The following is a 17955-nucleotide window of genomic DNA, read 5'->3' on the forward strand; positions in this document are numbered from 1 at the left end:
ATCCGTCAAAGCTTCTTTCACGCCGCGATCCTCGCGGCATGGATGCGCACTTGTTTGCGGGATACGGGCCGCGGAAGCGCGGGCAGGTCCAATAGACACCGCAATCCTGTCACGTCGAGGATAACGCTGCGGCTGTCCTGGTTGGGTTCGCCGCTGAAAACGATACCGGCCAGCGGCAGCTTCCGTGCCTTGAGCGCCTCGATGGTAAGTAAGGTGTGATTGATGCTGCCCAGGTAGTAGCTGGCGACCACGACGACCGGCAGTCCCCAGTCTTGGATGAGATCGGAATTCAGCACATCTTCGGCCACCGGGACCCGCAAGCCGCCCGCCGGTTCCACAACCAGAGGGCCGTCCACTTCGGGGAGCTGAAGCCGGCGGCGCTCCAGGGTCAGACCTTCGCGGGCGGCGGCGGCGTGCGGCGACATCGCGGCACGCAGTCTATAGGCTTCGGGCAGGAACCGGGCCTGGCTGTTGCTCACCAGTCGCTGCACTTCCATGGTGTCGGTATGCGCCAGACCCCCGGCCTGTATCGGTTTCCAGTAGGCGGCGCCGAGCCGCTCCACGAATAGCGCTGAGACCAGAGTCTTGCCGACGCCGGTGCCGATGCCCGCAATCGCGTAACGCTGCATGTTCTTGTCAGGTCCTGACGATTATGCGCGGGCTGTGCGCGCGGCCCGTCGGTCTCGCGTCAAGTCACGCGGACGCTCGCCAGCGACAGACCGCCGCGCACCGCGCGGCCGCTCGTCAGAGTGCGCGCCGAAGGGTTGAGCGCGCAGGATACGGTTGGAGAACGCCTTCTACTGGCCGGCGGCAGCAGCCATTGCGGCGCGTTTTTCCACTCCCAACTGCTCCAGCATGGCGACAATGTCCTCGGCGGCGGTGTCGGCGTTGACCTTGCGGTCCACGGCGAGTATCCGGCCGTCGGCGCCAATATAGAACGTTTCGCGCTTGGCAAAACCGAAGGCGCTCATCACCTGGTAGGCATTGGCGACCTCCTTGGTCTCATCGGACAGGATCGGAAAATCCGCGTCGTATTTTTCCGCGAACGCGGTGTTGTCCTCGATCGAGTCCACGCTAGCCATGAAGTAGCTGATCTTGAATTCGCGGAGCTTTTCGCCATTCGCGGCCAGCGACTGGCACTCCTTCGTGCATCCGGGCGTGTCGGCCTTCGGGAACCAGGCCAGGACCACCGGGCCGTCGGTCAGAAGTTCCGAAAGCGAATATTCGTTTCCGTCGGAAGCCGGAAGGGTCCAATCAGGGGCCGTAGAGCCGACCTGAAGCGGCGAGTCGGAGGCACAGGCTGCGCCGGCGAACGCAAGCGCGCAAACGGTGAGAATTTTTTTCATCAGTGAGGGCCGTTGGTTGCCAATCAGATACTGGATTATATGGGGACGGCAGGCCAACTCTTCAAGCCTGCTGCCCCGCTCCAGTATTCGGCCTTGCGGTCGCCGCCGCCGCGGCGCCAGGTCCGTAGTCCCGCTGCTTGCTGTCGCGCATCGCTTCGTCCACCGCTGCGAACAATCCGTCGATCTCTTCACGCGTGTTGTGCGCGTGCAAACACACCCGGATACGTTCCTGTCCCTGCGGCACCGTAGGCGCGCAAATCGGCAGTGCAGCCAGACCCTGCTCCACCAACGCCTCGCCGACCCGGTGCACGGCAGCCGGGCCCGGAATCATCAGGCATTGAATCCAGGAATCGCTGGGCAGCCAGTCCCAGGGCGATTGCGCAACCCGCCGGCGAAAATATTCAACATTGGCTTGCAGACTAGCGCGCAAGTCGTCCAACTCCGGCAGCAGGTCGTAGGCCGCCCGCACCCACGACGCCCACAGCGGCGCAATGCCAGTGGAAAACACGAACGGCCTGGCGAAATTCACCAGGAAATCGCGCAGCGTCGCAGAGCAGAGAACCGCACCGCCGGCAAGCCCCAGGGCCTTGCCGAAAGTCACAACGCGCGCCAGTACCTGGTGCTCCAGACCGGCGTCTGCGACCAGTCCCCGCCCGCCAGGCCCGGCAATGCCGTTGGTGTGCGCCTCGTCCACCACCACGCCCGCTCCATGCGCGCCAGCCAGCGCCACGATTTCTTCCATCGGTGCAAAATCGCCCTCCATGGAGTAGAGGCTCTCCACTACCACGACCGCGGCTGCATCAGGCTTCAGGCGATCCAGTCCGGCCTTGAGTTCGGCCATGTCGTTGTGGGCAAAGATGATGCGCTCGGCGCCGCTGAGGCGGCAGCCGTCTATGGCGCTGGCGTGCAGCAGGCGGTCACATAACAGCGCGCTCACCACCCCGCCCAGGCTCGCCAGCAATCCGAGATTGGCGGCGTAACCGCTGGAAAACACCAGCGCCGCTTCGCTTCGGTAGAACTCGGCAAGCCGGCGCTCCAGGGCCTCCACTTCGGGGTGATTGCCGGAAATAAGCCGTGATCCGGTGGCGCCCTGCGGCGCCCTGCGCTGTGCGCTCAAGTCCTGGATACTACCGCGCAGGCGTTCGTCACGCGCCAGGCCCAGGTAATCGTTGGAGCAAAAGTCCACGCCTTGCGGCGCATCGGGCAAGCGCCGCAGCAGATCCGCCTTTTCTCGCGCCCTTAGCGCCGTTTGCAGGGCGCGCCGGACTGCCTCGCTCATTGCGGCAAGCTGCTTTCCTGGGCGAGATACGGTTCGCGCGCGGTCAATCCGAGCAGTTCAAGCAACTCCTGATCGCTGTCGAACGAGGGGTTGGGAGTAGTCAGCAGCTTCTCGCCCGTGAAGATGGAATTGGCCCCGGCGAGGAAGCACAGCGCCTGCTGTTCCGCGCTCATGCGTGTGCGGCCCGCGGACAGCCGCACCATCGCCTGCGGCATCAAAATCCGGGCGCTGGCAATCATGCGCACCATCTCCCAGGTCGATACCGGCGGGCAATCTTCCAACGGGGTGCCCGGCACCGGGACCAGTGCATTCACGGGCACGGATTCCGGCGGGCTGGGCAAGGTGGCCAATGTATGCAGCAGGTCAATGCGCTGATCCACCGTTTCGCCCATCCCTATGATGCCGCCGCAACAGACCGAAAGGCCCGCCTTGTGCACATTGGCCAGCGTTTGCAAACGCTCGTCGTAGCTGCGTGTAGCGATGACCTCGGGGTAGAACTCGCGGCTCGTATCCAGGTTGTGGTTATAGGCCACCAGACCGGCCTCCTTCAGGCGCCGCGCCTGGGACTCGGTCAGCATGCCCAGCGTGCAGCACACCTCCAGGCCCAGCTCGCGCACCGCGGAGACCATTTCCAGCACGCGGTCGAAATGTCGATTGTCGCGCACTTCGCGCCAGGCCGCGCCCATGCAGAAGCGGGTGCTGCCGGAGTCTTTCGCCTCGTTCGCCGCCTCGATAACGGCCTCAAGGTCCAGCAAGCCATGCCGATTGATGTTGGTGTGATAACGGGCAGCCTGCGGACAATAGGCGCAATCCTCGGGGCAGCCTCCGGTCTTCACCGACAAAAGGGTGCATAGCTGAACCTCTCCGGGCCGGTGATGCTCGCGATGCACCGACGCGGCCCGGAACACCAGTTCCAACAAAGGTGCGTGATAGATTGCGGCCACTTCGGCGCGCGACGAATTCAGCATGTTCTATTCCTAAGCTCCTGAGCCACGCCGTCCCAGCACGGCCGGCGCCAACAACGCGTCGTATCGTTGGCGGCCAAGAGCAGCGCTGGGGCTTTGATCGGTGAGCGATACTACAACGATTGCCAGTATCGCTGCAGGGATCGAGAACAATCCCGGATATATCCAGGGGAAGGGCGCATTCTTCAACCCCAGCGCACCCTCCCAGACAGCGGGGCTGACCGCCAGCAAGGCCACCGAGACGATCAAGCCCACCCAACCCCCGACCAGCAGGCCGCGCGCGCTGGCGCCTCGCCAAAACAAGGCGGCCAAGAGCGCCGGAGTGTTCACGCTGGCCGCAACGGTGAAGCCCAGCGCGGTGAGGTAGGCGACATTCTGACTCTGAAACAGGATGCCCAGCCCCACGGCAATGGCGCCCAACGCCACCACGCTGATCCGCGAAGCGCGCACTTCGGCACTATCGTCGGCCCGCCCCTGCTTCAGCACGCCGCTGTAGAGGTCATGCGCAAGCGCGGCGGCGGCAGCCAGAACCAGCCCGCAAACCACGGCGAGAAGGGTGGCGAAAGCCACCGAAGCCATGAAGCCCAGCAGCACGCTGCCACCCACGATGCGCGCAGCGTGCATGATCACCATGTTGGAACTGCCGATGATCTCGCCTTGCGCGTCGAATATCTCCGCATTGCCGGCAAGCAGCACCACGATGCCCAGGCCCGTGATCCAGAGCAGAACAGAGAAGGTCACGATGTAGCCGGTGGCGAACACCGCGGAGCGCCGCGCCTGTTTGGCGTCCGGCACCGTGAAGAAGCGCATCAGCAAGTGTGGCAGACCCACCATGCCCACCATTCCGGTGAGGACGAACGAAAATATCGAAACCTTGTCGGGCAGGAATGCACCGGGTTTGAGCCAATCGACACCCTTCTGATGTACGCGCGCTGCGGACTCGAGCAGCGAGAGAGGACCTTCGCCCAAGGTTACGAACAACAAGGCGAGCAAAAGCAAGACCGAAAACATCAGTAGCACGGCCTTGGTCATCTGCACCCAGGTAGTCGCCAGCATGCCGCCCACGCTCACATACAAGACCGTCAGGCCCCCTACCAGGGCCACCGCGAACGGATAAGGCATGCCGAACAGCACTTCAAACAGCGCGCCGCCGGCCACCATCTGCGAAATCAGGTAGAGCACGGCCACTACCAGGGTGCCCGTGGCCGCCAGAACGCGGATCGCGGGCTCCCGAAAGCGCGCCGAAAGCACATCCACGAAGGTGTAGCGGCCTAAGTTGCGCAGGCGCTCGGCAAGCAGGCACATCAATAGCGGATACCCGACCGCCCCACCCGTCATGTAGAGAAGACCGTCGTAACCCTGGGTGTAGATAATCGCCGTCACCCCCAGAAGCGTGCCGGCTGAAACATGATCTCCTGCGATCGCCAGGCCGTTGCTGAATCCGCCCACCGAGTGCGATGCGGCGAAGAACTCCGAGGATGAGCGTGTTCGCCGACCGGCCTGCCAGGTTATCAGCAACGACAGGCCCAGGATCAGGACAAAGGTGAGAATAGAAGTGAGGTTCGGCGTCATGGACCGGAATTCATCGCTTTACTTGGCGCGTCGGGCTGCTGGTTTGACGGCTGCGTTCCAGCCATGGCGCTTCCGCACAGCTTGCCGTAGCGGGCTCAAGCGGCGGGTGCTGAGCGCGGCGTAGGCGGCAGTTGCAGCGAACCAGCCGATCAGCCCGAGGACGTTCCAGACCAGACCCACGGTGATCGAGCTGCCCGGCACGAGCGAAACCGCGAGGAAGTCGGGCCAGAACGCCATCGCTGCCCCAAGACCAACATAGAACGCCGCCACGCTGCCGGCAATCGTGAATGCGTAGCGCCGTTGCAACCTGCGCAGGCGGATGAAATCCGGATCGCGATCCAGCGGCGGCGTGGATCCGCTCACGCGGCTATCGATCAGAGCTTCCCGCACAGTCGGGAGCCGGATGCCCCGGTTCCGGGAACAGGCTCAAGCTAGCCCTTCCCGATATGGCGTCACGCAGCCTGCTGAATGCGGTAGAGCACCACCAGATGGCCGTCGTGATCGAGCATGCCAATTTCGCGTCCGACCCGGCCGTCGTGGGTGTGCAAGGTTTCCTCGGGGAAAATGTGCAGACCCTCGGCGCGCGAGCGTTCGACAGCGTCGTCGAAATCATCGACCTCCAGCACCAGAGCGTGGCTACTGGGCAGGGTGGCCTCGGGCAACTCTATGCCGCTGACTTCTGTCAGCGCCAGACTGCGCTCCTGTCCCCTGGAACTGAGCGCGGCAAACTTGGTGCGCGCCTGCGAGGGAATCTGGAACACGGTGTAGGCATAGGTCTCCCCGCGTTCGCCGAGTATGAAGTCCACCCGAAAGCCGAGAATGTCACGGTACAGGCGAAGTGACCGCTCCAGGTCGGCCACTACAAGATTGGTGCGCTGAACGCGCACCGGCATTTCATTGGACATGTTTCAATTCCCCATCTTGAGCATAGGAAAGTCGGTCTGCGGAATACTGACCGTCTTGGGTTCGGTGAAGAACTCCAGACTGCCGCGCGCACCATCGCGTCCGATGCCGGACTGTTTGTAGCCGCCGAAGGGCGCACGGAGTTCACGGAACATGGGCGTGTTGACCCAAATCGTGCCGGCGCGCAGCTCGCGCGCGGCGCGCATAGTCACACCGAGATCCTGCGACCAAAGATAGGCCACCAGGCCGAACTCGGAATCATTGGCAATCCGGATGGCTTCGTCGAGATCGTCAAACTCGAGAAACGTCGCGAAGGGCCCGAAAATCTCCTCCTGACAAATGCGGGCCGAATTGTCGCCGGTCAAAACCGCCGTGGGCTCCACGAACCAGCCGCGTTCCATGCGGGATGGCCGCCCCCCGCCCAGGAGCAGCTTCGCTCCCTCCTCGCGTGCCAGCTTCGCGTAGCCCAGCACCCGTTCCATGTGCCGCTCATAGCAAAGCGGACCGATTTCGGTTTCCGGGTCCAGCGGGTCGCCAATACGCAGTTTTTTCGCGCGTTCCACGAAGCGCTCAATGAACTCGCGCGCGATTGAGCGCTGCACGAGAATACGCGAACCCGCAAGGCATTGCTGGCCGTTGCTGGAAAATATTCCGAGCAGGGCGCCATCCAGCGCGCGCTCCATATCGGCGCTCTCGTGAATGATGTTGGCCGACTTTCCGCCCAGTTCCAGCAACACGGGCTTGAGTGATTTACCCGCCTCGGACATGATGATCTTGCCGGTCTCCGAGCCCCCGGTGAAGCCCACCATATCCACCTCCGGGTGGTTGACCAGCGCGGTGCCGGTCACCGGACCGCGCCCGTTCACGAGGTTCACCACGCCGGGCGGCAAGCCTGCCTCGTGGAATATCTCCACCATGCGCTGCATGGAATGCGGGGTGTATTCCGAAGGTTTGAGGACGCAAGTGTTGCCGAAGGCGATGCAGGTGGCCACCCGCATGGAAGCCAGAGGAAGGGGCGCGTTCCAGGGCGCCATCATGGCGCCGACGCCCACCGGCTCGCGGGTAACGTAGGTGAGGAAGTTGGGGTTTTGCGTATAGACCTCCCCGGAATCCTGACTCAGCACTTCGCCGAAGAACTCGAAGTTGTAGGCGGCGCGCGCTATATGCATGGCCCGCACCTGGCTGATCGGGACACCGGAATTCAGGCAATCGAGATACTCCAGTTCCTCGCGGTGTTTGTGCAGCCCCTCGTGCATGGAACGGAAGATGGCCTTGCGCTCGTCAGCCCCCATGCGCGGCCAGGGACCGTTTTCAAAAGCTTCGCGCGCCGAACGCGCAGCGGCGTCCACTTCCTCGGCGTCCGCCTCGCGCAGAACGCCGCTGACCTCCTCGCTGGCGGGATTGACGACGGGAAAGTCCACGCCGCCACGGGTGGGGCGAACCGGCTCGCCATCAATAATGCTGGTGACGCGCTCGCGCACCTCGAAGTCAACATTGGGATCCATATGCCGCGAGCATAAAGAATCCCCTCTCGCAGCGCAATCCGCGCCCGGCTTGACAGGAAGATTGAAAGAGCGGTACAAGGGGCTTGGAGAAAGGCAGTCACAAGGACTGGTCGAACGGAAATTCAAGGAGGAAACAAATGCCACAGGTCTCATTCGATACGCATGACGCGATACGCAAGCTTCAACAGGCCGGCTGTCCCCCCGAGCAAGCCGAGGCAATGGTGGCCATTGTGACCGCGGCGACCGGTCTGACAGCGCAAATCGTCCGGGACCTGGAGTGGCTGAAGCTTCAGGTCGAAACAAGAATGGCCACGAAGGACGACCTCGCCGCACTGCGGACGGAAACGCTGGAAAGGCTCGCCGCACTGCGGACGGAAACGCAGGAAGGACTCGCAGGTTTGCGAGCGGAAACGCAGGAAGGACTCGCCGCACTGCGGACGGAAACGCTGGAAGGGCTCGCCGCACTGCGGACGGAAACGCAAGAGGGACTCGCTGGTTTGCGAGGGGATATCAAGGGCGATGTAGCGGGAGTTCGCGCGGATGCACAAGCGGACATCGCGGAGCACCGGGCCGAAACGCGGGCGGGCTTCGCAGAGCTCAGAGCGCGGCTCGACAAGGTTGAGGAGCGCATGGTGACCAAGGGCGACTTGTATCGCGCCTTATGGATTCAGGGCGGTGTGCTGGCTACGCTGATTTTGTCGCTGGCGGGAATGACATTGGGTTTCGCGCTCTATGCCTTGACCGGTTCATAGCTGCCGCGGCGGCCGCTTCCCAGACAACGCGCAGCATCGTATAAGCGCTCACCAGTTGTTGCAGCGCGCGTTGTTCGGAAGGATGTGCGCGGCCCCTGGCGGCGGCAAGCAACGTTCGGGCTTCGCCAGCGTTGAGCGCGTGATGACCGATCACAACCGCAAGGTCGAACAGCGGATCACCCGGGGCGGAGAATTCCCAATCGATCAAGCGCAATGACGAGGCGTCAGCCAGACAAGATGTCCGCGGGGTAGTTGAGGCACTTGTGGTGCAGGACACGAGGATATTCTGCGCCACCGGGTCGTTGTGACACAGCGTCGGTTGCCTGTCCCCACCAGCCGCCCGGCGCAGAAACTGCCGCGCCTGCCGCGCTGCTCTTCTGGCCCAGACGCCGCCAGCCATCCGCACATAGTGATCAAACGAGCGCGACAGGTTCAATGGAGCAATTCCCGCCGGAACGGTCTGCTCGTGCAGACGGCGCAACATGGCACCCAAGGAGCGCAGCATCCGCGGGCGACGCAAGGTGGCCCGCGTCAAGGCCCGACCCGGCAGCCATCGGGTCACGAGCACACCGCGGCGGACATCGGAAAACACAAGTTCCGGACCCAGACCAAGTCGCTGGGCCACGCGCAAGGCATCGATTTCCCCCGCTCGATTCAATCCTAGGGCGGCAACCGCGGGAGTGTCCAACCGCACCACCAGCCGCACTTCTCCTCGCGCCGCCAGCCAGGTGCGGTTCCAGCCTCCCCCACCCGCAAGCCGACGGATCAGCTTCAAGCCCCTGAGCTCCGAATACTCCGCGAGGCGCAAGCCGGCTTTCATGTGGTGTGGGCCTTCTGCCAGCTTCGGTATCCTAGCCACGCCAGAACTAAGTACAACAAGTAGAGTGCGGCTGTGAAGTAAAGGCCACGTTCGACGTACAGCACCACATAGATGCTGTCCAGGGCAATCCACCAGATCCAGTTGCCGATGTATTTTCGCGCCTGCATGAAGGTGGCGATCGGCGCGCCCAACGCGGTGACCACGTCGATAAACAGCAACGGTGAATCGCTATACGGTCGAACCACGAGCGTGAGTGCCACCGAAACAGCCACCAGCGCGGAAGCTGCGACCAGGTTGCGGCGCCATCCCCAATAGCCCAGACGAGCCGGAGCCTTGGCGCCGGATCGCCACTTGACAAAGCCATAGACGGCCATCGCCATGTAGAACATCTGCAGCCAAGGCTGAAAGATCAGGCCCGCGTCCAGAAACACCACGACGAACAAGCCGGAGGCCAGGTACGAGGCCACCCAGCAGCCGACATGGCGGCGTATGGCGAGAACTACATAGACAAGCCCCAGCGCTACGGCCAGGATCTCCAGGACCCGCATGAGGCCGAGGCCCTCCATGGGTTACAGCCGGGGTAGGGACTGGATCGGCATGTCCGCGCTCAGGTACTTTGCGACCAGGACCATGAGGCCGCCCGACTCCATGGCCTTCTTCATGCAGGCATTCACCGCTTGCTGCACGGCATCTATGTCGCCGCGCAACTGCGTGCTCATCTGGTTGGTTACCAGCTCCAGACCCGGCTGATCCCGAAGATCCCCGATGAACTGGACGATCCGCGCCACCGGATCTTCGCCGTCCAATGGATAAAGGCTGAGTTCCGCGGTAATGCGCATGTTCCGTTCCTCAAAATTGGCGGCGTATCGTAACGCCCAAGTATCTTGGGTCGCCCTGCTGGCGAAATTCCTGTTCCGGCCAGTCGGGCGGCACATTGGAAAAGAAGAACCCGCGCACGGCATGGTATTGGTCGAACAGGTTGCGCACCCAGGCGAACGCTTCCCAGTTGCCCCAGGCGCGACCGGCCCGCGCATTGGCGAGCGCATAAGGCCGGGACTTGCGGTCGTGGCTGCTGGAGAAATAAAAACTGTCCTTTCCCGTCAGTTCGCCGTGAATGAACCAGCCCTGGGGGTTCCGCCAGCGAGCGCTCAGAGCGTAGCCGTAAGCCGGCGCATGCGGTTGGGCGCGGCCCTCCAGTTCGGCGCGACCGGGAAACCGGGTGATCTCGGTGTCCAACAGGCCCAGCGCCGCCGCCAGGCGCCAGGAATCGGAGGCGGCGAACTCCAGGCTCAACTCCACGCCGCGGTTTTTCCCCAGGCCCGCATTGCGGGTGAAGAATACGAAGGTGTTGGGGTCTTGCGGGTCCAATTGCCGTGAGGCGTCCACCTGCACCTCCACGCGCCTGGAGTGAAAGACCGCCAGTTCGCCGCGCAGCCGCCCGTCCAGCCACCGCCCTTTGACGCCCGCCTCATAGTTCCAAAGAAACTCGGGCTCATAGAGCAGTTCGCCGCTGCCCAAGCCTGCTCCGCCCAGACCAAGATTGAAGCCGCCCGCCTTGTAGCCCCGGGCGATACGGGCATAGATCCTGGCTTGGTCCCCAACGGCGCGCGACAGGCTGAGGTGCCCGCCCAGCATGCGGTCCTGCGGCGAAAACCGCTCGTCTGCGGAATCGCTGTAGCTGGCGTCGCGCTGTTCCCAGCGCAGTCCGGCCGTCACGTCCCAAGCGCCCGCCAACGGTCGGGTGAACTCGCCGAAAAGCGCCAGGCTGTCGGCCATGTAGCGCGATGCAAAGCGTTCTTCGCTGGGACCTGGCGAATAGCCCGGCTCGGCGTATACGCCCGTGTCCAGGCGGTCATTGTCCTCTTCCAGGTTCATGAACCACGCACCCAGCACGTAGCCCAGCGCGCCATCCGCCGGCGACAGCAAGCGCAGTTCCTGGCTCAACCCGCGACGCTCGCGCAAGTTGCGCGAAGCGTAGTCGTAGCGCAAGGCAAAGCCGGCAATTTCGGACCAGTAGCCATCTTCTCCCCAATCCGCGTCATAGCTGTGTTCGATGTCCGAAACGGCGGCGCCGGTAATGCTCACCAGGCTGTGGCCGCTGGGAAGTTCGAGGTCCGCCCTTAGCGAAGCGCCCGTAGATGCCTGCGAATCGCGCCCCGGACGGTCCGACCAAGTGGTCAAGCTATTGTCGATAGCCCAGCCGTCGTAGCCGTTATCCAGATCGATAAGCAGCAGCGTCAGCTTGACACCCAGTCGCGCCGAAGGCTGCAGGTTGAGCTTGGCCCGCAGGCTCAATTCCTCCCGCAAATTGGTGTCGTCGCGGCCGAGCGTGGCGTTGTCGCGGAATCCGTCGGCACGGTAATGGTGGGCGGAAATACGCGCGGCCACTGTCGTTCCCAGAGGACCGCCGAGCGCCACGCCCATTGCCCTGGTATCGTCGTTGCCGAAGGACAGTTCGGCTTCCGCCTGCCGCTGCCGGGAAGGCTCGCGGGAACGCGCGTAAATCAGGCCGGCCAGCGCGTTGGCGCCGTATCGCGTGCCCTGGGGTCCGCGCAATATCTCCACACTCTCGAGGTCGAAACGAGTCGCAATGCCGCCAATTGCGGAGAAGTCGATGTCATCCAGCAGGAAACCCACCGACGGGTTCGGAGCGCCTTCGTATTGCGAGCGCTCGCCAATCCCGCGCATTTGAAAGTAGCGCGCGCGCGACGAACCGCCGGCCCAATGCAGGTTGGGAGCAAGCTGCGCCAGTTCCTCGAAATGCTGCACGGACGAACGGCGAATGGCTTGCGCATCGAGCACCGTAACGCTGGTGGGCAAATCCACGCTGCGGACCTCCTTCAGAGAGGCCGTCACCACCACCTCTTCAAGGATGCCGGACTCTCGAGCATCTTCGATGTTTCGCAGAGCCGATGGCCGCTCATTGACGGTAGCGTCCGGCTGCTGCGCAAAGTGGGCGACGCCGCCGGAAATCAGGGGCGGCGCTGCACCAGCAGCCAGCGCCGCCACCCACAAGGCGACTGCCGCACAGAAGAGATGTCGAGAATGGATTTGCTGCATACCTCGTTCCTCCGCCGGTGCTAACCGGATCAGGTTCAAGGGGTTCCCCGCTGCACGAGGTCTCAGGCCGAATGCCGCCCCCCAGGCCGGCAGCCCTGGCGAGTCGCTCTGAGCTGCCAAGCCTGAGTATAGCCGGCATTGCAGCATGCTGAAACGATGCGCTGCGGAAGCGCGGCTTGAAGGATAATTGCCGCGGGATGAGCGGAGACAGTGCATGAACAAACCCACGCACGATTACGCAGCAATCGACGCGGTAGTGAATATCTGGACGCCGGAGGCCCTCTCGCATCGGCCCGGCTGGCAGGGGGATTTCTTCGTCGGCAAGATGAAGGCGGAAAGCCCCTTGATGACCGGTCTTTCGCTGGAACAGATGCTTGAACGGCTGGATGCAGCCGGCATTGAGCGGGCGTTCCTGATCGCGCCGCGTACGGGTCAGGTAGGGCTACCGGGCTGCTATCACCTGCCCTACGAGGTAGTGGCCCGCGCCTGCGAACAGTATCCCGACCGCTTTAGCGGACTGGCCGGCATCGACCCCACAGAGGGCATGAAGGGCGTTCGCAAGTTTGAGGAAGCCGTTAAGGACATGGGCTTTGTCGGCGCGCACCTCTACCCGCACTGGTTCGAACTCCCGCCCGACCACGCCCGCTACTACCCGTTCTACGCCAAGTGTTGCGAACTGGACGTGCCCATTCAGATGCAGGTTGGCCAGTCCATGATCTACGCCAAGGACGCGCCCCGCCGCAGCGTGGGCCGCCCGATTGCGCTGGATGCCGTGGCCTGCGACTTCCCGGAGCTGAAACTGATCGGCATTCACGTGGGCATTCCCTGGCACGAAGAGATGATCGCCATGTCGTGGAAGCACGACAATGTGTTCATAGGCTGCGACGCGCATCGGCCCAAGTACTGGCCGGACAGTTTCCGCCACTACATCAACTCGTTCGGCCAGGACAAAGTCATCTTCGGAACCGACTTCCCGGTGCTGGATTTCGAACGCACCGTCGATGACATCGACGCGCTGAAGCTGCGCCCGCAGGCGCGCCGCAAGCTGATGCGCGACAACGTGCTCAAGATTTACGGCATCGAGTAATCCGCACTCAACTTCGCGTTTTCCGCAGGAGCCATTCGCGCGCGGGCCCGGCAATGTTGAAGGAGCCGGTTGCCACCACACGGTAATCGGGGCCGGCCAGCGCCGCCGCCTGCTCCAAGGCCTCCGCCAGCGACTCGCAGCGCCACAACTTCGCATGTGGGCGCTGGCGCACGGCCTCGGCCAGTTCGTCGGTCGAATATACGGCCGGCCAATCTGCCCGGGTTACGATCACTTGGTCATCCGCAGCAAGCGGCAGAGTGCGTATAAACCCGCTTGCGTCCTTGTCGCGGTGCATGCCCAAAACCCAGATTGCGGGGCGCGCCGGCAGGTCCTTGAGGCTTTTCGCCAAGCATTCCCCGGCATCCGGGTTGTGCGCGACATCCAGCACCCATTCCACGCCGGCGCATTCCATCTGCTCGAAACGTCCAGGCAAGCGTCCGGCGCGCGCGATCTCCAGGTAGTCGCCGGCATCGGGAACCCAATCAGGATCGAGGCATTCCAGTGCTGCAAAAGCCAGACTGGCATTTTGTAGTTCGGCCGCATTGGCGGGGTAGGCAATCGGCAGGTCCTTGCGTTGCGCGATGCTGCCGCGCCACTCCCAGCGCTCGCCCCGCCGACTGAAATCGAAATCGATGCCCGCCTGGCTGAGCGGCGCGCCGAGTTCCGCCGCACGGCTGGCGATCGGCCCCGGCGCCACCCCCGCACCAAAGAGCGCCGGGCGTCCCGCACGCAATATGCCGGCTTTCTCCGCGGCCACCGAGTCCAGCGTATCCCCCAGCCAGTCCTGGTGATCCATGGCGATCCGCGTGATCACGCTCACGTCCGGGTTGATCGCGTTCACTGCGTCCAGCCTGCCGCCCAGCCCCACTTCCAGAACCCAGGCATCGCAGTGTTCCCGGCTGAACAGGCTGAAGGCCGCGAGGGTAACGAACTCGAACTCGGTGAGCCGTACGTCGCCGCGCGCCGATTCCACCCGTTCAAACTCGCGGCTCAAGTTGTCCGGGTCGGCGTACGCACCGCCGCTCTGCACCCGCTCTCCGAAGTGCTGCAGATAGGGCGAAAGGTACAACGCCGTATGCAAACCTGCCCTCAAGCGCAGCGCAGCGCCGATCAGCGCTGCGGTGCTTCCCTTGCCATTGGTGCCGGCCACCGTCACGACACGGTCGGGAGGCGGTCTGAGATCAAGCTTGCCAAGCACTTGCGCCACCCGCTCAAGACCCAGATCGATGTCGCTCGGATGCAGCCGCGCCGCATGGCGCAACCAGCCTTCCAGACGCTTAGCACCCATATCGCACCAATCCGCGCCGAGACCCGAGATTGGGGAGTCGTGTTTGCTTTGACTCAGGCGCCGGCAATGCTCAGGGAATCGATGAGGATCGATCCGGCGTGTATTCTGCCGCGCCGGTCGATGTCGCTGCCGATGGCGCGAATGCCGCGAAACATGTCCTTCAGGTTGCCGGCAATCGTGATCTCGTGCACGGCATGCCCGGGGACGCCACCTTGCACCCAGTAGCCGGCCGCGCCGCGCGAGTAGTCGCCGGTCACCGTGTTTGCACCCTGGCCCATCAGTTCAGTCACCACCAGCCCTTCGCCCATTTCCGTCAGCAGCTCCTCCAGCGACTGACCACTGCTTTGCAGGAGCAGATTGTGTGCGCCGCCGGCATTGCCGGTGCTCTCCATGCCGAGCTTGCGCGCTGAGTAACTGCCGAGGAAATAGCCGTTCAGCACGCCGTTGTCTATCACTTCGCGGCTAGCAGTAGCCACGCCCTCGGCGTCGTAGGCACGGCTGGCCATGCCGCGCGGCAGGTGCGGTAGTTCCGCCAGGTTGACGCAATCGGCGAACACGGGCTTGCCCAGGCTGTCGAGCAGAAAGCTGGCACGATTGTAGAGAGCGGAACCGCTAACCGCCGCACAGAAATGCCCTATCAGGCTGCGCGCCACCCGGGGCGCAAACACGACCGGCGCCCGGGTACTCCTGATCTTGCGGGCGCCGAGTCGCCGTAGCGTATTCGCTGCGGCACTCTCTCCCACTTGCTTGGCGGGAGCCAGTTCTTCCGGCGCCCGGGCAACGGAATAGTCGTAGTCGCTTTCCATACGGCCGTTCTGCTCGCTCAGCACCAGGCAGGAAATGCTGTGCCTGCTGGAGCTCCCGGACTGAAGAAAACCGTGTGAATTTCCATAAGCGAAACTGGATTCGCCACTGTTCACGCCCGCCCCTTCGGAATTGCTGATCCTGGAATCGGCGTCGAGCGCCGCCGCTTCGCATTCCAGCGCCAACTCAATGCCTTGTTCCGCCTCCATTCCCCAGGGATGATAAAGATCCAGTTGCGGAAATTCCGTGGCCATGCGATCCGCGTCTGCCAGCCCCGCGAACTCGTCTTCGGCAGCGAAGCGAGCAAGGCTAAGAGCCTTATCGACGGTCTCGCGCACGGCTTGCAGAGACAAGTCGGAGGTGCTGGCTGAACCGCTGCGCTTTCCGCGGTAGACGGTCACATCCAGCGAATGGCCCTGGTGGCTCTCCAAGGTCTCTACGGAGCGCATGCGCACACGCACCGTAAGTCCCGTGTCGCTGGATGCCGAAGCCTCAGCCTGGCTAGCCCCGCCTTTGCGGGCGCGCGTCAGCGCATCGGCTACGCGCTCGCGCAGATCATCCGGCAACATCGCTGTTGCGCGCGGCCTCCGCGGTCTGAGCTTCGCGGTGTGCCTTCAAAGCGGTGCGCGCGTCTGCGTCGCCTATCGCGAGGATGGCAGTCGCCAGAAGTGCGGCGTTGACGGCCCCATGGCGGCCCACTCCGAGCGTGCCCACGGGTACGCCGGCAGGCATCTGGGCCATCGACAGCATCGCGTCGGCGCCTCCAAATGCAGCGGTGGCCAGCGGCACGCCAAGAACCGGCAATGAGGTTAGCGCCGCGGCTGTTCCGGGCAGCGCGGCAGCCAGTCCGGCTCCGGCGATGATGACCGCGATGTCGTTGTCTTCCGCCTGCTCGATGTACTCGGCGAGCAGTTTGGGGGCGCGGTGTGCGGAAAGCGCGCGCGCTTCCCAGGCGATCCCCAGCTTGTCCAGCGTAACGGCTGAGTGTTCCATGATCTTCCAGTCGGAATGCGACCCCATCAGAATGGCCACCTTCTTGCTCATCTATCGCTCCTTTTGCGCTAGCTTTTTTACAGGTTTTGCGGGATTCAGGCGGTGCCTCCCACCGTGACGCCATCAACGCGAATCGTGGGCATGCCGACGCCTACCGGCACGCTCTGACCGTCCTTGCCGCACACGCCAATGCCCCGATCCAGCGCCAGGTCGCTGCCCACCATGGACACGCGCTTCATTATGCTTGGACCATCGCCAATCAGGGTCGCATCGCGCAGCGGAGCGCCTACCTTGCCGTTCTCGATCCGATAGGCTTCGCTGGCCGAAAACACGAATTTGCCGGAAGTGATGTCCACCTGGCCGCCGCCGAAGTTTTTCGCGTAAACGCCCTTCTTCACCGACTGCAAAATCTCTTCGGGATCATGCGGACCCGGCATCAGGAAGGTGTTGGTCATGCGCGGCATGGGCAGGCAGGCATAGGACTCGCGGCGGCCGTTTCCGGTCGGCTCGACGCCCATCAGTTGCGCGTTCAGCCGATCCTGCATGTAGCCTGCCAGCACTCCATTTTCGATCAGCACAGTGCGCCCGGTAGGCGTGCCTTCGTCGTCCATTTCCAGCGAACCGCGGCGGCCGGGAAGGCTGCCGTCATCCACTACCGTGCATTGCGCGCTGGCTACTGCCTCGCCGACGCGGCCTGCGAAAGCCGACACGCCCTTGCGGTTGAAGTCGCCCTCCAGACCATGCCCGACCGCTTCATGCAAAAGCACTCCCGGCCAGCCGGGACCAAGAACCACGATCTCCTCGCCGGCCGGCGCCGGGCGTGCATCAAGGTTCACGGCCGCCTGCCGCGCCGCGTCGCGCGCGTATTCGCGCGCTTGGTCCGCATTGAACAGTTCCGCCAGCGGCAGCCGCCCGCCCCAACCCGCCACGCCGTGGCGCACTTCGCCATGCTGTTCGAGGAGCACGGTCACGCCCAGCCGCACCAGCGGCCGGTCGTCCGCTGCCAGGCGCCCGTCGGAAGAACAAACGAGGATCAGTTCCCGCCCCATGGAAAGATTGGCAATGACCTGGCGTACGCGGGGGTCGGCGGCGCGTGCCTCGCGATCAAGGGTATGCAGCAGTTCCACCTTGTCCGGGTCGGAGAATTCGGCTGCCGGGTCGCCCGGCGCGTAGAGCGCGCGGCTGGAACCTGCGCGACGCACCATGACCTGACCGCGGTTGCCGCCGCGGGCGATGGCACCCGCGGTCTTGGCGGCCTCGAGCAAGGTGGAGGGGTCCATTTCGTCGCAGTAGGCAAAGCCGGATTTCTCGCCGCTCACGGCGCGCGCGCTCATGCCCCGTCCCCGGTCATGGCTGGCGGTCTTGACGATGCCGTCTTCCAGCACCCACGACTCGCTGGAATACTCCGAGAAATACAGATCGCCCCAGTCCACGCCAGGCCGCATAAGGGCGGCCAGCGCACCATCCAGCCGCCGCTCGTTCAGCTCGGCCGGTTCCAGCAGGCTGGTGCGGGCCAGTTCAACGGATTTGCCGCGGGGGGCATAAGTGGACGGATCGGGGACAGCGGTCATGGCGAAGCGT

At 63.8% G+C, this 17955-nt stretch carries 18 protein-coding genes and 1 riboswitch; of the genes, 2 read left to right on the top strand and 16 right to left on the bottom strand.

The genetic code is table 11. The features are described 5' to 3' along the window. Positions 1-17: 17 nt before the first annotated feature. From bioD to ACWCOO_RS09170, 8 genes are all read right to left on the bottom strand, one after another. Complete coding sequence (gene bioD / locus ACWCOO_RS09135) at positions 18-629, bottom strand: dethiobiotin synthase (RefSeq protein ID WP_446830676.1); 612 nt, start codon at positions 627-629, stop codon at positions 18-20. A 168-nt stretch (positions 630-797) separates the two neighbouring features. After that, positions 798-1346 (bottom strand): peroxiredoxin, encoded by a 549-nt coding sequence (locus ACWCOO_RS09140; RefSeq protein ID WP_446830677.1) that lies wholly within the window; start codon positions 1344-1346, stop codon positions 798-800. Positions 1347-1407: 61 nt separating this feature from the next. Next, positions 1408-2625 (bottom strand): aminotransferase class I/II-fold pyridoxal phosphate-dependent enzyme, encoded by a 1218-nt coding sequence (locus tag ACWCOO_RS09145; RefSeq protein ID WP_446830678.1) that lies wholly within the window; start codon positions 2623-2625, stop codon positions 1408-1410. Next, a complete protein-coding gene (gene bioB, locus ACWCOO_RS09150; RefSeq protein ID WP_446830679.1) occupies positions 2622-3593 on the bottom strand; it encodes a biotin synthase BioB in 972 nt (323 codons plus the stop codon). Before bioB ends, ACWCOO_RS09145 begins: the two co-directional genes overlap by 4 nt. A gap of 9 nt (positions 3594-3602) precedes the next feature. Then, the gene (locus ACWCOO_RS09155; protein WP_446830680.1) at positions 3603-5162 is read right to left on the bottom strand and encodes a sodium:solute symporter family transporter; all 1560 of its coding nucleotides are present in this window, start codon (positions 5160-5162) and stop codon (positions 3603-3605) included. Between the two features lie 18 nt (positions 5163-5180). Continuing rightward, positions 5181-5525, bottom strand: a complete 345-nt coding sequence (locus tag ACWCOO_RS09160; RefSeq protein WP_446830681.1) for a DUF485 domain-containing protein — start codon at positions 5523-5525, stop codon at positions 5181-5183. Between the two features lie 89 nt (positions 5526-5614). Further along, positions 5615-6067 carry a VOC family protein gene (locus ACWCOO_RS09165; RefSeq protein WP_446830682.1) on the bottom strand — a complete coding sequence of 151 codons (453 nt, stop codon included), beginning with the start codon at positions 6065-6067 and terminating at the stop codon, positions 5615-5617. Between the two features lie 3 nt (positions 6068-6070). Further along, positions 6071-7570: an aldehyde dehydrogenase gene (locus ACWCOO_RS09170; protein WP_446830683.1), complete on the bottom strand. Its 1500-nt coding sequence runs from the start codon at positions 7568-7570 to the stop codon at positions 6071-6073. Between the two features lie 137 nt (positions 7571-7707). Between ACWCOO_RS09170 and ACWCOO_RS09175 the strand changes: the two genes are divergently transcribed. Next, entirely contained in the window at positions 7708-8322 is a 615-nt protein-coding gene (locus ACWCOO_RS09175; RefSeq protein WP_446830684.1) for a coiled-coil domain-containing protein, read from the top strand. On the opposite strand, the gene ACWCOO_RS09180 is transcribed toward ACWCOO_RS09175, so the two are convergent. From ACWCOO_RS09180 to ACWCOO_RS09195, 4 genes are all read right to left on the bottom strand, one after another. Then, a complete protein-coding gene (locus ACWCOO_RS09180; protein ID WP_446830685.1) occupies positions 8255-9142 on the bottom strand; it encodes a phosphotransferase in 888 nt (295 codons plus the stop codon). The two genes, ACWCOO_RS09175 and ACWCOO_RS09180, sit on opposite strands and share 68 nt — an antisense overlap. Then, entirely contained in the window at positions 9139-9708 is a 570-nt protein-coding gene (gene pnuC / locus ACWCOO_RS09185; RefSeq protein ID WP_446830686.1) for a nicotinamide riboside transporter PnuC, read from the bottom strand. The genes ACWCOO_RS09180 and pnuC overlap by 4 nt, the downstream gene beginning before the upstream one ends. Before the next feature lie 3 nt (positions 9709-9711). Further along, positions 9712-9981 (bottom strand): YkoF family thiamine/hydroxymethylpyrimidine-binding protein, encoded by a 270-nt coding sequence (locus ACWCOO_RS09190; protein WP_446830687.1) that lies wholly within the window; start codon positions 9979-9981, stop codon positions 9712-9714. Positions 9982-9991: 10 nt separating this feature from the next. Continuing rightward, positions 9992-12202, bottom strand: coding sequence for a TonB-dependent receptor (locus ACWCOO_RS09195; protein WP_446830688.1), 2211 nt, complete (start codon positions 12200-12202; stop codon positions 9992-9994). Continuing rightward, positions 12191-12294, bottom strand: a riboswitch (TPP riboswitch). (Overlaps the previous gene by 12 nt.) 122 nt (positions 12295-12416) lie before the next feature. Between ACWCOO_RS09195 and ACWCOO_RS09200 the strand changes: the two genes are divergently transcribed. Next, positions 12417-13289 carry an amidohydrolase family protein gene (locus ACWCOO_RS09200; protein ID WP_446830689.1) on the top strand — a complete coding sequence of 291 codons (873 nt, stop codon included), beginning with the start codon at positions 12417-12419 and terminating at the stop codon, positions 13287-13289. A 7-nt stretch (positions 13290-13296) separates the two neighbouring features. Here ACWCOO_RS09200 and ACWCOO_RS09205 read toward each other — a convergent pair whose 3' ends face one another. From ACWCOO_RS09205 to tldD, 4 genes are read right to left on the bottom strand one after another with little or no spacing between them, the layout of a single operon-like run. Next, a complete protein-coding gene (locus tag ACWCOO_RS09205; RefSeq protein WP_446830690.1) occupies positions 13297-14577 on the bottom strand; it encodes a bifunctional folylpolyglutamate synthase/dihydrofolate synthase in 1281 nt (426 codons plus the stop codon). A 53-nt stretch (positions 14578-14630) separates the two neighbouring features. After that, positions 14631-15950, bottom strand: a complete 1320-nt coding sequence (pmbA, locus tag ACWCOO_RS09210; RefSeq protein ID WP_446830691.1) for a metalloprotease PmbA — start codon at positions 15948-15950, stop codon at positions 14631-14633. Then, positions 15937-16425, bottom strand: coding sequence for a 5-(carboxyamino)imidazole ribonucleotide mutase (purE, locus tag ACWCOO_RS09215; protein ID WP_446830692.1), 489 nt, complete (start codon positions 16423-16425; stop codon positions 15937-15939). The genes pmbA and purE overlap by 14 nt, the downstream gene beginning before the upstream one ends. Positions 16426-16469: 44 nt before the next feature. After that, a complete protein-coding gene (tldD, locus tag ACWCOO_RS09220) occupies positions 16470-17945 on the bottom strand; it encodes a metalloprotease TldD (protein ID WP_446830693.1) in 1476 nt (491 codons plus the stop codon). Between the last annotated feature and the right edge of the window lie 10 nt (positions 17946-17955).

This window comes from Candidatus Foliamicus sp., from assembly GCF_965221325.1.
Classification (GTDB): domain Bacteria; phylum Pseudomonadota; class Gammaproteobacteria; order Steroidobacterales; family Foliamicaceae; genus Foliamicus.

What these genes read in the sequence shown, in the direction of transcription:
- bioD (WP_446830676.1), bottom strand. Translation starts at nt 629, where the DNA reads ATGCAGCGTTACGCGATTGCGGGCATCGGCACCGGCGTCGGCAAGACT.
- ACWCOO_RS09140 (WP_446830677.1), bottom strand. Translation starts at nt 1,346, where the DNA reads ATGAAAAAAATTCTCACCGTTTGCGCGCTTGCGTTCGCCGGCGCAGCC.
- ACWCOO_RS09145 (WP_446830678.1), bottom strand. Translation starts at nt 2,625, where the DNA reads ATGAGCGAGGCAGTCCGGCGCGCCCTGCAAACGGCGCTAAGGGCGCGA.
- bioB (WP_446830679.1), bottom strand. Translation starts at nt 3,593, where the DNA reads ATGCTGAATTCGTCGCGCGCCGAAGTGGCCGCAATCTATCACGCACCT.
- ACWCOO_RS09155 (WP_446830680.1), bottom strand. Translation starts at nt 5,162, where the DNA reads ATGACGCCGAACCTCACTTCTATTCTCACCTTTGTCCTGATCCTGGGC.
- ACWCOO_RS09165 (WP_446830682.1), bottom strand. Translation starts at nt 6,067, where the DNA reads ATGTCCAATGAAATGCCGGTGCGCGTTCAGCGCACCAATCTTGTAGTG.
- ACWCOO_RS09170 (WP_446830683.1), bottom strand. Translation starts at nt 7,570, where the DNA reads ATGGATCCCAATGTTGACTTCGAGGTGCGCGAGCGCGTCACCAGCATT.
- ACWCOO_RS09175 (WP_446830684.1), top strand. Translation starts at nt 7,708, where the DNA reads ATGCCACAGGTCTCATTCGATACGCATGACGCGATACGCAAGCTTCAA.
- ACWCOO_RS09180 (WP_446830685.1), bottom strand. Translation starts at nt 9,142, where the DNA reads ATGAAAGCCGGCTTGCGCCTCGCGGAGTATTCGGAGCTCAGGGGCTTG.
- pnuC (WP_446830686.1), bottom strand. Translation starts at nt 9,708, where the DNA reads ATGGAGGGCCTCGGCCTCATGCGGGTCCTGGAGATCCTGGCCGTAGCG.
- ACWCOO_RS09190 (WP_446830687.1), bottom strand. Translation starts at nt 9,981, where the DNA reads ATGCGCATTACCGCGGAACTCAGCCTTTATCCATTGGACGGCGAAGAT.
- ACWCOO_RS09195 (WP_446830688.1), bottom strand. Translation starts at nt 12,202, where the DNA reads ATGCAGCAAATCCATTCTCGACATCTCTTCTGTGCGGCAGTCGCCTTG.
- ACWCOO_RS09200 (WP_446830689.1), top strand. Translation starts at nt 12,417, where the DNA reads ATGAACAAACCCACGCACGATTACGCAGCAATCGACGCGGTAGTGAAT.
- ACWCOO_RS09205 (WP_446830690.1), bottom strand. Translation starts at nt 14,577, where the DNA reads ATGGGTGCTAAGCGTCTGGAAGGCTGGTTGCGCCATGCGGCGCGGCTG.
- pmbA (WP_446830691.1), bottom strand. Translation starts at nt 15,950, where the DNA reads ATGTTGCCGGATGATCTGCGCGAGCGCGTAGCCGATGCGCTGACGCGC.
- purE (WP_446830692.1), bottom strand. Translation starts at nt 16,425, where the DNA reads ATGAGCAAGAAGGTGGCCATTCTGATGGGGTCGCATTCCGACTGGAAG.
- tldD (WP_446830693.1), bottom strand. Translation starts at nt 17,945, where the DNA reads ATGACCGCTGTCCCCGATCCGTCCACTTATGCCCCCCGCGGCAAATCC.